The sequence below is a fragment of the Laribacter hongkongensis DSM 14985 genome (genome assembly GCF_000423285.1).
GTDB lineage: Bacteria > Pseudomonadota > Gammaproteobacteria > Burkholderiales > Aquaspirillaceae > Laribacter > Laribacter hongkongensis.
Window position 1 is genome coordinate 167,774 of record NZ_AUHR01000004.1, and the last position, 13,970, is coordinate 181,743.

The 13,970-nt window shown below is 64.1% G+C and carries 9 protein-coding genes and 2 tRNA genes; 9 read left to right on the plus strand and 2 right to left on the minus strand.

Annotated elements, in window-relative coordinates; genetic code table 11:
• The first annotated feature begins 104 nt into the window (after positions 1-104).
• Both gltB and G542_RS0105365 read left to right on the plus strand, forming a co-directional pair.
• Entirely contained in the window at positions 105-4,556 is a 4,452-nt protein-coding gene (gltB, locus tag G542_RS0105360; protein WP_027823591.1) for a glutamate synthase large subunit, read from the plus strand.
• Between the two features lie 102 nt (positions 4,557-4,658).
• Positions 4,659-6,071, plus strand: coding sequence for a glutamate synthase small subunit GltD family protein (locus G542_RS0105365; RefSeq protein WP_027823592.1), 1,413 nt, complete (start codon positions 4,659-4,661; stop codon positions 6,069-6,071).
• 66 nt (positions 6,072-6,137) lie between these two features.
• Here the strand turns inward: G542_RS0105365 and G542_RS0105370 are convergent, their stop codons facing one another.
• Complete coding sequence (locus G542_RS0105370) at positions 6,138-7,037, minus strand: recombination-associated protein RdgC (protein ID WP_012696205.1); 900 nt, start codon at positions 7,035-7,037, stop codon at positions 6,138-6,140.
• Between G542_RS0105370 and G542_RS18435 the strand changes: the two genes are divergently transcribed.
• The 5 genes from G542_RS18435 to G542_RS0105395 all read left to right on the plus strand — a co-directional run bounded on the left by G542_RS18435 (position 7,036) and on the right by G542_RS0105395 (position 8,597).
• On the plus strand, positions 7,036-7,218 hold the full coding sequence (locus tag G542_RS18435; protein WP_012696206.1) for a hypothetical protein: 183 nt from the start codon (positions 7,036-7,038) through the stop codon (positions 7,216-7,218). The genes G542_RS0105370 and G542_RS18435 overlap by 2 nt on opposite strands.
• Positions 7,219-7,275: 57 nt before the next feature.
• A tRNA-Pro gene (locus G542_RS0105380) sits at positions 7,276-7,352 on the plus strand.
• Between the two features lie 25 nt (positions 7,353-7,377).
• Positions 7,378-7,454: transfer RNA gene (locus G542_RS0105385), tRNA-Pro, on the plus strand.
• Between the two features lie 63 nt (positions 7,455-7,517).
• Entirely contained in the window at positions 7,518-8,114 is a 597-nt protein-coding gene (gene rnhB / locus G542_RS0105390; RefSeq protein WP_027823593.1) for a ribonuclease HII, read from the plus strand.
• 3 nt (positions 8,115-8,117) lie between these two features.
• Complete coding sequence (locus tag G542_RS0105395; protein WP_027823594.1) at positions 8,118-8,597, plus strand: DNA-deoxyinosine glycosylase; 480 nt, start codon at positions 8,118-8,120, stop codon at positions 8,595-8,597.
• 572 nt (positions 8,598-9,169) lie between these two features.
• Here G542_RS0105395 and G542_RS16020 read toward each other — a convergent pair.
• Positions 9,170-10,798, minus strand: coding sequence for a methyl-accepting chemotaxis protein (locus tag G542_RS16020; RefSeq protein ID WP_051189924.1), 1,629 nt, complete (start codon positions 10,796-10,798; stop codon positions 9,170-9,172).
• Positions 10,799-11,317: 519 nt separating this feature from the next.
• Between G542_RS16020 and G542_RS0105405 the strand changes: the two genes are divergently transcribed.
• Both G542_RS0105405 and glyA read left to right on the plus strand, forming a co-directional pair.
• A complete protein-coding gene (locus G542_RS0105405) occupies positions 11,318-12,394 on the plus strand; it encodes a hypothetical protein (RefSeq protein WP_051189925.1) in 1,077 nt (358 codons plus the stop codon).
• 96 nt (positions 12,395-12,490) lie between these two features.
• A complete protein-coding gene (glyA, locus tag G542_RS0105410; RefSeq protein WP_027823595.1) occupies positions 12,491-13,738 on the plus strand; it encodes a serine hydroxymethyltransferase in 1,248 nt (415 codons plus the stop codon).
• The last annotated feature ends 232 nt before the right edge of the window (positions 13,739-13,970 follow it).

Consider the following 13,970-nt stretch of genomic DNA (forward strand, 5'->3'; position numbering starts at 1 on the left):
TGTTGGTTATTTGCAATGCACAAAAAACCGTTGCCCGGCAGGAAATTCCATTCATACAATCAATCCATCTTTGTCATGATTTGATGTTACGCAGGCAGGTGGACATGGAACGACAACAATGGTTGCGGGGCACGCTGTACAGCCCGGCATTTGAACAGGACAGCTGTGGCTTCGGCCTGATCGCCCAACTGGACGATCAGCCGTCGCACTGGCTGGTTTCCACCGCGATCAGCTCGCTTGCGCAGCTGACCCACCGCGGGGCAGTGGCTGCCGACGGCAAGTCCGGTGACGGTTGCGGCCTGCTGTTCCGCAAGCCGGACGGCTTTTTGCGCGAGGTGGCGGCCGAGGCCGGCATCGCGCTGAAAAAACTCTATGCAGCCGGTCTGGTGTTTGTCAGCCGCGAGGAAGGAACCGGAGCCGCCTCTCTGTCGGCCCTGACGCTGTCGCTGGAAGCGCAGGGACTGGAAGTGGCCGGCTACCGCGAGGTGCCGACCGATGCGTCGGCCTGTGGCGAGTATGCGCTCAAGACGCTGCCGGCGATCCGGCAGGTATTCGTCAACTGTCCTTTCGGGATGGATGAAGCCGACTTCAAGCGCCGCCTCTACGTGGCCCGCCGGCTGGCCGAAAAGGCTGCCAAAGGCGTGGATGCCAGCTTCTACATCCCGACCCTGAACCCGGACACCCTGTCCTACAAGGGTCTGGTGACGCCGGAAAACCTGCCGGCCTTCTTCCTTGACCTCAAGGACCCGCGTTTCGAGTCGAGCCTGGCGGTCTTCCACCAGCGCTTCTCGACCAATACGTGGCCGCAGTGGAAGCTGGCGCAGCCGTTCCGCTTCCTCGCCCACAACGGCGAAATCAACACCGTGCAGGGCAACCGCAACTGGGCGCGGGCCCGCGAGCAGATCATGGCGTCGCCGATGCTCGACATGGATGCCGTGCGTCCCATCGTGCAGACCGACGGTTCGGATTCGATGAGCCTCGACAACATGCTCGAGGGCCTGCTGATGGGCGGCATTCCGCTGTTCCGCGCCCTGCGCCTCCTGGTGCCGCCGGCCTGGCAGAACGTCGATTCCACCGACAAGGACCTGCGCGCCTTCTACGAATTCAACTCCATGCACATGGAGCCGTGGGACGGCCCGGCCGGCATCGTGCTGACCGACGGCCGCTACGCTGCCTGCATGCTGGACCGCAACGGCCTGCGCCCGGCGCGTTACGTGCTGACCAAAGACCGCATCCTGACCATTTCGTCCGAAGTCGGCGTCTGGGATTACGCACCGGAAGACGTGGTGATGAAGGGCCGTGTCAAGCCGGGGCAGATTTTTGCTGCCGACCTGCAAACGGGCGAGCTCTTGATGCCGGAAGACATCGACGCCATGCTCAAGGCGGCCAAGCCTTACCGCCAGTGGATCAAGGACAACGCCAGAAAGCTCGAATTCTCGCTGGACGACGACACCACGCTGGCCCCGATGTCAGCCGAGCAGCTGACCGTCTGCCAGAAGATGTTCAACGTCAGCCAGGAAGAGCGCGACCAGGTCATCCGCGTGCTGGCCGAGGACGGCCAGGAAGCCACCGGCTCGATGGGCGACGACACGCCGATGGCCGTGCTGTCGCAAAAGGTGCGCTCGCCGTTCGATTACCTGCGCCAGCAGTTTGCCCAGGTGACCAACCCGCCGATCGACCCGATCCGCGAAGCCGTGGTGATGTCGCTCAACTCGGTGTTCGGTCCCGAGCGCAACATGTTCGACGAGACCGCCGAACACGCCAAGCGCCTGGAAATCCGCAGCCCGGTGCTGAGCCACGAAAAGTTCATCCACGTCACCACCCGCTCCGAGCCGTACCTGAAGGCTACCAGCTTTGACCTGTGCTACGACCCGTCGGACATCGACCTTGAAGGCGCCATCCGTCGTCTGTGCGAGCACGTCACCGAGGCCGTGCGCGAAGGCACGGTGATCGTGGTGCTGTCCGACCGCAACATCGCCGCCAACCGGCTGCCGATCCATGCCCTGTTCGCCACCGGCGCCGTGCACCATGCGCTGATCGACGCCGGCCTGCGCTGCCGCTCGAACATCCTGGTCGAAACCGGCACCGCGCGCGATCCGCACCAGATTGCCTGCCTGATCGGCTACGGCGCCACCGCCATCTACCCTTATCTCGCCTACCAGGTCATCGTCGACATGGTGCAGGCCGGCGTAATCAACCAGCGTGTCAACGAGGCGTTGCAGCACTACCGCAAGGGCATCAACAAGGGCCTGATGAAGGTGCTCTCGAAGATGGGCATCTCCACCATCGCCAGCTATCGCGGCGGCCAGCTGTTTGAAGCGGTTGGCGTGCACGACGACGTGGTCGAGCTGTGCCTGAAGGACACCGTCAGCCGCGTGTCGGGCGCCCGCTTCGAAGACTTTGAGGCCGACCAGAAATCGCTGGCGCGCTTTGCCTTCAATCCGATGCGCCCCGTGTCGCAGGGCGGCCTGCTGAAGTACGTCCATGGCGAGGAATACCACGCCTACAACCCGGACGTGGTAATGATGCTGCAAAAGGCGGTGCAGAACGGCGACTACGACGCCTGGCAGACCTACGCCCATCTGGTCAACAGCCGTCCGGTGGCGATGTTCCGCGACCTGATGCAGCTCAAGGCCGACGACAGGGCCGCCATCCCGCTGGAAGAAGTCGAACCGGTCGAGGCCATCCTCAAGCGCTTTGACTCCGCAGGCATGTCGCTCGGTGCCCTGAGTCCCGAGGCACACGAGGCACTGGCCATCGCCATGAACCGGCTGGGCGGACGCTCCAACTCCGGTGAAGGCGGCGAAGACCCGGTGCGCTACGGCACCGAAAAGATGTCGAAGATCAAGCAGGTCGCCTCCGGCCGCTTCGGTGTCACCCCGCACTACCTCGTCAACGCCGAAGTGTTGCAGATCAAGGTGGCGCAGGGCGCCAAACCGGGAGAAGGCGGCCAGCTGCCGGGCGACAAGGTCAGCCCGCTGATCGCCCAGCTGCGCTGCTCCAAGCCGGGCATCAGCCTGATTTCGCCGCCGCCGCACCACGACATCTACTCGATCGAAGACCTTGCCCAGCTGATTTTCGACCTCAAACAGGTCAATCCGCGTGCGCTGGTATCGGTCAAGCTGGTGGCCGAACCGGGGGTCGGCACCATCGCCGCCGGCGTGGCCAAGGCCTACGCCGACCTCATTACCATTTCCGGCTACGACGGCGGTACGGGCGCCAGCCCGCTGACGTCGGTCAAGTACGCCGGCACGCCGTGGGAACTGGGCCTGACCGAAGCCCAGCAGGTACTGCGCGCCAACGGCCTGCGCGGCCGGGTGCGCATGCAGACCGACGGCGGCCTCAAGACCGGCCTTGATGTCATCAAGGCGGCCATCCTTGGCGCCGAGAGCTTCGGCTTCGGCACCGGCCCGATGATTGCGCTGGGCTGCAAGTTCCTGCGCATTTGCCATCTCAACAACTGCGCCACCGGCGTTGCCACCCAGGAAGTGAAACTGCGCAGCAAGCACTTCATCGGCCTGCCGGAAATGGTGATGAACTACTTCACCTTCGTGGCACAGGAAACCCGCGAGTGGATGGCGAAACTCGGCGTGCGCAGCATGGACGAGCTGATCGGCCGCCTCGACCTGATCGAGCTCATGGCCGGCCATACCGACCGGCAGAAAAAACTCGACCTGAGCTCGCTGATTTCCATGGGCGACATTCCGGCCGACGAGCCGCGCTACTGCGTGGTCGACAGCAACCCGTCGTTTGACCTGGGCGAACTGGCCGAACAGATGGTGGTGGATGCCCGTGAAGCCATCGACCACAAGTCGATGCTGCGTCTGGAATACCCGATCCGCAACATCCACCGCTCGATCGGTGCGCGCATCTCGGGCGAGATTGCCCGCGTGCACGGAGCCGACGGCCTGCCGGACGGCTGCCTGACCTTCCGGTTCACCGGTTCGGCCGGCCAGAGCTTTGGCGTGTGGAATGCCAAGGGCCTGACGCTGGAACTGGAAGGCGACGCCAACGACTACGTCGGCAAGGGCATGGCCGGTGGCCGCGTGGTGGTGTATCCGCCGAAGAACGCTGGCTACAAGAGCAACGAGTCGATCATCGTCGGCAATACCTGTCTCTACGGTGCTACCGGTGGCCAGCTGTTTGCCGCCGGTGTGGCGGGCGAGCGCTTCGGCGTGCGCAACTCGGGGGCACTGGCCGTGATCGAAGGGGCGGGCGACCACTGCTGCGAATACATGACCGGCGGTTGCGTCATCGTGCTGGGCGACACCGGCCACAACTTCGGCGCCGGCATGACGGGCGGCTTTGCCTTCGTCTACGACGAGGACGAACGCTTCCCGCACCGCTACAACAACGAGCTGATCGATATCAACCGCATCCGTGGCGAAGCCATGGGCCAGTACCGTGCCTATCTGCTCGACAAGATTGCCCGGCATGTCGAATACACCGGTTCGGTTGCCGGACGCGCCATGCTGGAGAACTTTGACGATGCAGTGGACCACTTCTGGCTCGTCAAGCCGAAGGCGGCAAAGCTCGACAGCCTGCTGAAGGACTGAGTTCCGGCACACGGCAAGGGCGTGCCGCGTCGTGCGGCACGCCGATTTGAAAGACATTCAGCGGGAGGCGGGCGACGGCCCGTCTCCCGGGCAGGAATCAAAATGGCTGACGTATTCCAGTTCATGAACACGCAGCGCAATCCGGGCGAGAAATTCTCGGCCGAACTGCGCAAGCGCAAATTCGTTGAAATCTACGCGCCGCTCACCCAGCACGATGCCGAGGAACAAGCGGCGCGCTGCCTGGCCTGTGGCAACCCCTACTGCGAGTGGGAGTGCCCGGTGCACAACTTCATTCCCAACTGGCTCAAGCTGGTGAAGGAAGGGCGCCTTTTTGAAGCGGCCGAGCTGTCGCACAAGACCAACAGCCTGCCGGAAATCTGCGGCCGGGTCTGTCCGCAGGACCGCCTGTGCGAAGGCAGCTGTACGCTCAACCAGGGCGGTTTTGGTGCCGTGACCATCGGCTCGGTGGAAAAGTACATCACCGACGAAGCCTTCAAGGCCGGCTGGCGCCCGGACATGAGCCATGTGGTGTGGAGCGACAAGAAGGTGGCCATCATCGGTGCCGGTCCGGCCGGCCTGGCCTGTGCCGACGTGCTGGTGCGCAACGGCGTGCGGCCGGTGGTGTTTGACCGCTACGAGGAAATCGGTGGCCTGCTCACCTTCGGCATTCCGGAATTCAAGCTGGAAAAGAGCATCGTCAGGCGCCGGCGCGAAATCATGGAAGGCATGGGGGTGGAGTTCCGCCTCAATACCGAAATCGGCCGCGACGTGCAGATGGACGAGCTGCTGGCCGGTTACGACGCCGTCTTCATGGGCATGGGCGCCTATCAGTACATGAAGGGCGGCTTTGCCGGCGAAGAACTGCCGGGCGTGATCGAGGCGCTGCCGTTCCTCGTCAACAACGTGCGCCAGTGCATGGGCACGCTGGGCGACGAAACGCCGCTGAGCGTCGAAGGCCGGCGCGTGGTGGTGCTGGGCGGCGGCGATACGGCGATGGACTGCAACCGCACATCGATCCGCCAGGGAGCCAGGAAAGTCATCTGCGCCTACCGTCGTGACGAAGCCAACATGCCGGGATCAAGGCGCGAAGTCGCCAATGCTCGCGAAGAAGGCGTCGAATTCCTGTGGAACCGCCAGCCGATGGGCATCGAGCAGGCCGCCGACGGCAGCCTGCGGCTCCGGCTGGCCGAAACCCGGCTGGGCGTGCCGGATGCCAGGGGTCGCCAGAGTGCCGAAGTGGTGCCGGGCAGCGAACAGGTGATCGAGTGCGATCACGTCATCATTGCCTTCGGCTTTTCGGTCGAGCGCATGCCGTGGTTTGATGCTGCCGGTATCGAAACCGACAGCCGCAGCCGTACTGTGGCGCCGGCAGCCCAGACCTACGCCCACCAGACCAGCAACCCGAAAGTGTTTGCCGGCGGTGACCAGGTGCGTGGCGCCGATCTGGTGGTGCGTGCGGTGTTCGAAGGCCGCAAGGCAGCCGAAGGCATGCTGGCTTACCTGCAGGTCTGGTAGCCCGTTGCACGGCAACAAAAAACCCGCGAGCCGGTCTCGCGGGTTTTTTATGGCCGGAAAGCTGGCTCAGGCTTCGGTTTCGCCGCCCAGGGCCGCAATCAGGTCAGCGACTAGGTGCCGCAGTTCGCCCAGCATCAGGGTGGCGGTGGCATCGAACAGGGCCGGAGCATCGTCGCCGGCCTGGCTGGCCTGTTCTTCCAGTACGTCGAGGAATTGCAGGCGCTTGAGCTCCAGCTGCTCGGTCAGCACGAAGCGGATGCGCTCCTGCCACACGAGGCCCAGTCGGGTGACAACCTTGCCGGTATCCAGGTGCTGGCGCACTTCCGGAGCGGTCAGGTCCTGTTTGCTGCAACGCACGGTGGCGCCGTCGTCACCGGGGGATTTCAGTTCGCAGTCGCAATCCAGCTCAAAGCCGTCCGGCACTTCGCCAGCCAGCCAGCCGGTCATGGCGCTGCCAGGCGACAGCTGCGTATGCGGCAGGCGGGCCGGAAACGGCGGCAGGGCTTCGCGCAGGGCGCTGACCAGGGCCTCGGCCTTCTGCCCGGCGGCATCCACCAGAATCCAGCCGGCCTGCACGTCCAGCAGGGCGCGGGTGCGGCCGGTCTTGGTGAAGGCGCGCGGCAGCAGGTCGTCAGTCACCTGTTCTTTCAGTTCGCGCTTTTCCTTGCGGCCGACCGGACGGGCCTCGCGTGCCTCGATGTCGGCAACCTTGCTTTCCAGCACGTCGCGGATCACCGCTGCCGGCAACACCTTGTCCTCGCGCTTGAGCGTCGCCAGTGCGCCGCCGGCAAGCGGATGCAGCAGGCGGTCCGGGGCGTGGCCGGCCGGTGCGACAAACCCCTGACTTGACCACTCAAGCCCGCTGGGCGGGGCAAAACAGTGTTGTTCCATGCCGGCTTCCAGTTTGGCCAGATCCGGCCGGGCGTCTGGCGGCAGGCGAAAAAGTGCGAGTTGGCGAAACCACATGGGAGACACTCCGGACAAACGAAAGGGGGCGATTTTACGGTGTGGCTGCCGATCCGGCATCCGCTATCTGTCCGGGCGGAACGGCATGGGCAAACCGGCGCGGCTTGCTGCCGGCATCAGGCCGGAAGCGGAGGCAGGGATGCTTGAAAAAGCGCTTGCCAATCCAGAAGCGGATGCTTAATATGGCCACCTCTCGACGCAGTACAGCAATCCGCTTGCAGTATTGTGGTCAGTTCGGCGGGGTGTAGCTTAGCCTGGTAGAGCGCTACGTTCGGGACGTAGAGGCCGGAGGTTCGAATCCTCTCACCCCGACCAGTTGATCATCGAGAACCGCAAACAGCGGGGTGTAGCTTAGCCTGGTAGAGCGCTACGTTCGGGACGTAGAGGCCGGAGGTTCGAATCCTCTCACCCCGACCAGGAATTCTGAAAAAGCCGGAGAGCCATCTCCGGCTTTTTTGCGTTTGGCAGCAAAGGACCGGTATGGACAGGCGTGTGTGCGGTGTGGACGAGGCCGGGCGCGGCCCGCTGGCGGGCGGCGTATATGCCGCTGCCGTAATCCTGGACCCGGCGCGTCCGGTCGAAGGGCTGGCAGACTCCAAAAAACTCAGTGCCGCCCGGCGCGAGGCGCTGGCGCCCCTGATCCGCGAGCGGGCGCTGGCGTGGTGCGTGGCGTGGGCCACGGTGGAAGAAATCGACCGGCTCAACATCCTGCACGCCACCATGCTGGCTATGTGCCGGGCCGTGGATGGGCTGGCTGTGCCGCCTGATGCCATCGAGGTCGACGGTAACCGGGTGCCGCCGTTCGTGCTGGACGTACCGGCCCGGGCCATCGTCAAGGGTGATGCCACGGTGGCGGCGATTTCGGCCGCATCAATCCTCGCCAAGACCGCGCGCGATGCCGAGTGTCTGGAGCTGGACGCCCGCTATCCCGGTTACGGTTTTGCCGCGCACAAGGGCTATCCCACCGCCGCCCATGTGGCGGCCATCGAGCGGCTTGGCGTCTTGCCGGTGCACCGGCGCAGCTTTGGCCCGGTCAAGCGCTGCCTGGCACTCGGGCAGCAGGCACTGGAGTTCTGAAGCGTGAAACGCAGCTTTGCGCCCGTGGTCGATGCCGGCGTGCGGGTGCTGATCCTGGGCTCGCTGCCGGGCGAAGCCTCGCTGGCGGCAAGCCAGTATTACGCCCATCCGCAAAACCAGTTCTGGCGCTTGCTGGGGAGTGTGCTCGACTGGCCGGAACTGGCCGGTCTGGCCTACGAGGATCGCCTGGCCGGCCTGCTGGCGCGCGGCGTCGGCCTGTGGGACGTGGTGGCGCAGGCGCACCGGCGCGGCAGCCTTGATGCCGCAATCCGCGATGCCGTCGGCAACGATTTGCCGGGACTGGTGGCGGAGCTGCCGGCCTTGCGGGCGGTGGCTTTCAATGGCCAGACGGCCTGGAAGGCGCGGCGACCACTGGAGGGCATGCCGCTGCAACTGCTTGCCCTGCCGTCGTCCAGCCCGGCATATACCCGGCCGTTTGCCGACAAGCTGGCAGTGTGGCATCAGCTGGCTGACTGGCTGTAGGGCAGAAATGATGCCGGGTGGCTCTGGCCGCAGACCCGGGCCGGACGCTGCGTGCCGTCGCGTGCATTGTCATGCCGGGGCAGCGGGCAGACGGCCGGAAGCACCGGGCCTGGCTGGCGGACGAGTGGCCGCGACTGATTCGGGGGCTGAAAGCCAGTGCCAGGAGCTGGTGCCGGTAGTGATGTATCTGCTGCGCGCTTTGCCGCTGTGAGAGTTTGTTTTCCCCGTTCGTTTCCGTCCGGCCAAAGCCGTCAGCCGGAATGGCTGTGCCGGCCGGTTGTCACTGCCTGGCGTCTGTTGCGCCGCGAGGGCAAGCTGGCGCTGCCGGAGTCCTGCCCTGTTGCTGCTGTTGTGGAGGCCATGCTTGCCGTACCGCCGTGCTGTCCGGCAACGGCAGTCCGAGGTACACCGGCAGCCTGTCTCCTGCGACATGACCGTCCGGCATTCCGGACCGGGGCATCGTGACCATGCTGCGTGCACCCCCTGTTCCGGGGGAAGGGCTGGTCATGCCGGACACCGGTCGGCTGCCGGCTTTGGCGACCGGCCGCATGAAGTGGTCCGGGCCGCTCCGGTCAATGACCGGGCGACTTGGTGACCTGTGCGGAGCGGGGCTGGCGTGCCGGTGTGTCGTTGTCGAAGTGGCTGACGACTTCGTTCATCGCATGCGCCTGCCGGAACAGGTCGTTCACCAGCCGGCCGGCGGCTTCGATTTCCCGGGTGGCATCCTCGATCCGGGCGCTGATGGCCACCATGCGCTGGGCCAGGTCCTGTGCGGCACCGGACTGCTGCTGGTTGGTCTCGGCGATGTCACGCATGCGGTCGTTGATGGTCTGGCTGGCATCGACGATGTTGCTGAGGCTGGCTGCCGTTTCGGCGAGGTGGATTTCGCCCTGGGTCGAGCGTTCGCCCACGGCCTGCATGGCGCTGACGGCGTGGTCGGTGACATTGGTGATCTGGCCGACGATGTCGTTGATTTCCATCGTGCTCTTGCTGGTGCGTTCGGCCAGCTTGCGTACTTCGTCGGCCACCACGGCAAAGCCGCGCCCGGCCTCGCCGGCCCGTGCGGCTTCGATGGCGGCATTCAGGGCCAGCAGGTTGGTCTGGTCGGCAATTTCGCGGATGGTGTCGGTCACGGTGCCGATGTTGCGCACGGCGTCGTGCAGGGCGGCAATGGTTTCCTGGGCTTCGGAAACGGTCTTGACCACGGCGCGGGTTTCGTCGCGCGAGCGCGTCATCGATTCGGCGCTGCCGGCGGCCACTTCGTGGGCGGTGCGGGTCGCCTGCGCCACGTCGCCACTGCTGTCGGCCACCGTGCTGATGGACGTACTCATTTGCTCGACCGAACCGGAGATGGCGCGGATCTGCTCGAACTGCTGCTCGAACCGGCCCAGCGTGTCGCGCATGCGCGTCTGCAATCCTTCGCTGCGGTCCTGCACCAGCCGGGCGGCCTGGATGAGGTCGTCAATGATGACCTTGATGTGTACCTGCATGTATGCGAGTCCGCCTTCGATCTGCCCTAGGTCGTCTTCGCGGTTGTGGGGCAGCCGGGTGTCGAGGCGGCCTTCGGCCATGGCGCCAAAGGTGTTGACGATGCGGCGCAGGCGTCCGCGCTCGCGGGCGTGGACGCCGATGAAACCGATGGAAAGCAGCATGGACAGGGCAATGGCACCGTCGCGCAGCAGGGTGGTGTCGGTCAGGCCGGCGACCAGGATCAGCAAGTTGAGCGTGACCAGCAGGATGGTGCGCTTGGCGTGCATGGACAGGCTGAGGTGCCGGCGGGCAACCGGCAGTTTGCCGTCCACGCCGATGGCGCTGTAGAGCTTGTCGGCTGCGTCGATCTGTTCCCGGCTTGGCGGGGTACGCACTGACATGTAGCCCACCGTGTTGCCGTTCTTGTGGACCGGCACGATGAAGGCATCCACCCAGTAATGGTCACCGTTCTTGCAGCGGTTTTTCACCATGCCGCGCCAGGAGCGACCGGCCTTGATGGTTTGCCACAGGTCGGCAAAGGCGGCCTTGGGCATGTCCGGGTGACGGACGATGTTCTGGCTCTGGCCGATCAGTTCTTCCCGGCTGAAGCCGGAAATCTCGACGAAGGCATCGTTGGCGTAGGTGATGACGCCTTTGAGATCGGTTTTGGTAACGATGGTGCCGCGGGTGAAGGGCGTTTCGTTACGAGTGACAGGCAGATTGACTTTCATGGCGCAGGAATGGGCAGCAGCTAAAACCACGGACCACCATAACAGATTATGTTTTTGGGATGTACGTGACCCGGAGCATAGATGCTCCCCCGTTGATTCATGACAAATTACTTGCTGTATCTGCGGGCAAAAAAATGGCGCAGTCCGTGAGGGCCGCGCCGCAATCTACAAAGGAGAAATAGAGGAGAAACTATCAAGAAGCAGTTGCTGCATCTCAATGGCTGCGGATTATGGTGACGTTCGGATTCACTGTCAATCAGTATTGTTGTTTTCCGAACGGATAATTGGTGGAGTTGGGCGAAAACTGACGCACAATCTCCTGTTAAGGTGAAGCAAAGCTTCGTTTAAGCCGTTTGTCTGTAATAAATTGTTCATAAATGAACATTCTTTCCGGATGGGGTTTGCCAGAGCCCGCTCAACGATGTCAAGTGTTTGTCGCGGATGCTTTGATATTCCGTGTGGCTGCGGCTATGCGACAATAGGGCTCCCCAATCTTTGGTGCCGTAGCCGAATATGTCGATGCTGTTGCCTGATCCGCGCCTGCTGCCGCGTGTAGCGCCGAAAAACGAAATCATCCGTGCCGTGCTGGCACGTCTGGCGGAAACGGATGCCGCTGCCATTGATCGCAAGCAGGCTGCTCTGGAAGGGCTCCTGCGCGACGCGCTGGACATGGACGACGCGCAGGCGCTGACCGTGGCGCTGCAACTGGCCCCCGAGCAGACCGCCTGTCGCCATCTGTGGCATACCCTGCTCGACGTGCTGGGAGCCGGTGCAGCGGAGCGGCATGCGGCGGTGTTTGCCCTGCCTTTGGTGCTGGCGACCGGCAGCCGCAAGGAAACGCAGTTGCCGGCCCGGATTGATGCCGGGCCGGTGCTGGCCATCCTGCGCGAGCAGGGCGTCATCCGCGAATCGGCCCAGGTATGGCTGGGGGGCGAGCTGCTGCATCCGGATACGCTGGCCGGACTGTCATTCGGGCAGCTGTGGCAATGCAGCCAGTCCGCCGGACTGGAAGGCCTGCCGCAGACGCTGGCCGGTACGCCGGTGCCCGTGCATGAAGAAGGCGTGTTCGTACGCTACCTGCTCGGCGTGGCCCTGCAAGAGGCCGGCCAGCCGGCCCCGGTGCGGCTGGGGGGCATGGTGGGAGACTGGGGCATGCTGGTGATGCGCAACCTGACTGCCCAGCTGGAAACGCCCAAGGTCACGCTGTTCCCGATCCCGGCGGTGCCCAACCTGGTGCCCGAAGCGCTGCGCCAGGGGCTGGCCCTGCGTCTGGACGTCAATTTGCAGATGTGGGCATCGAACATCATCCGCAAGCTGCGCAAGGGCGGTGTCGAGATCGTCGGCGTCGCTGCCGCGCACGAAAACAACGAGATCCGCTTTACCGTTTCCAGTCCCGGCGACGACAAGAACTGGTCGGGATTCGTCTGGCCGCTGGCGCCGCTCGACAGCGTCGAACGCATCGAGGAAAACTTCCGCGCCCTGATGAGCGAATGCCAGGTCAGCGACGTACGGGTGCTGGCCGACATCCAGCCTGACCGGGTTGACGGCGTGCCGTTCCTGGTGACCTGCAACGACGCCGCGGCCCGTCTGGCCTGATGCCGCATTCAGGGCGCGGTGTCGCCGTGTCCTTGATTGCGTTAGAATTTGCGCCTTCTAGACGTTGGCCTCCCTTTCTGATCCGGAAAAACTACGATGTTTCCTGCAAACCACACTATCCACGCTTTTGACCCGGAACTCGCTGCGGCCATGGACGCCGAAATCGTCCGCCAGCACGAGCACATCGAGCTGATTGCTTCCGAAAACTACACCAGCCCGGCGGTGATGGAAGCGCAAGGCTCGCAACTGACCAACAAGTACGCTGAAGGTTATCCGGGCAAGCGTTACTACGGTGGCTGCGAGTACGTCGACAAGGTGGAGCAGCTGGCCATCGACCGCGTCAAGGAGCTGTTTGGTGCCGAGTACGCCAACGTGCAGCCGCACTCCGGCTCGCAGGCCAACCAGGCAGTGTATTTCTCCATCCTCAAGCCGGGTGACACCGTGATGGGGATGAACCTGGGCCACGGTGGCCACCTGACCCACGGTTCGCCGGCCAACCTGTCGGGCAAGATGTTCAACATCGTGGCCTACGGCCTGAACGCCAACGAAGAAATCGACTACGACGACATGGAACGCGTGGCGATGGAAACCCGGCCGAAGCTGATCATCGGCGGTGCCTCGGCCTACGCCCTGCGCTTTGACTTTGAACGCATGGGCCAGATCGCCAAAAAGGTCGGCGCCTACTTCATGGTCGACATGGCGCACTACGCCGGCCTGGTGGCTGCCGGCCTGTACCCGAACCCGGTGCCGCACGCCGACTTCGTGACCTCGACCACCCACAAGACCCTGCGCGGCCCGCGCGGCGGCCTGATCCTCGCCAAGGCCGAATACGAGAAGATGCTCAACTCGTCGGTGTTCCCGACCCTGCAGGGCGGCCCGCTCGAGCACGTGATCGCCGCCAAGGCCGTGGCCTTCAAGGAAGCCCTGCAACCGGAATTCAAGGAATACCAGCAGCAGGTGCTGAAGAACGCCGCTGCCATGGCGCAGACCCTGACCGAACGCGGCCTGCGCATCGTGTCCGGCCGCACCGAAAGCCACGTGTTCCTGGTTGACCTGCGTGCCAAGGGCCTGACCGGCAAGGCCGCCGACGCCGCACTGGGCAAGGCGCACATCACCGTCAACAAGAACTCGATCCCCAACGATCCGGAAAGCCCGTTCGTGACTTCCGGCATCCGTCTGGGCAGCCCGGCCATCACCACCCGCGGCTTCAAGGAAGAAGAAGCCCGTCTGGTCGCCAACCTGATCGCCGACGTGCTGGATGCGCCGGAAGACGACGCCGTGATCGCCCGCGTGGCAGGCCAGGTCAAGGCTCTGACCGACCGCTTCCCGGTTTACGCCAGGTAAGCGTACTGCCTGTCAGGTCAACCCGTGCCGGCGTGCAGCCGGTGCGGGTTTTTTGTTGCCCGCGGCGCGGACAGGGCAGGGATCAGGACAGGAACAGGATGTGGTGCAGGAAGAAAATGCCTTGGGCATACATGACGAAAAACACGGTGTTGAGCAGCAGCTTGTCGGAACGGGACATGGGGATACGGGCAGGCAGGAACAGCATTGAAGCCTGACATTCTAGCAAACCCGT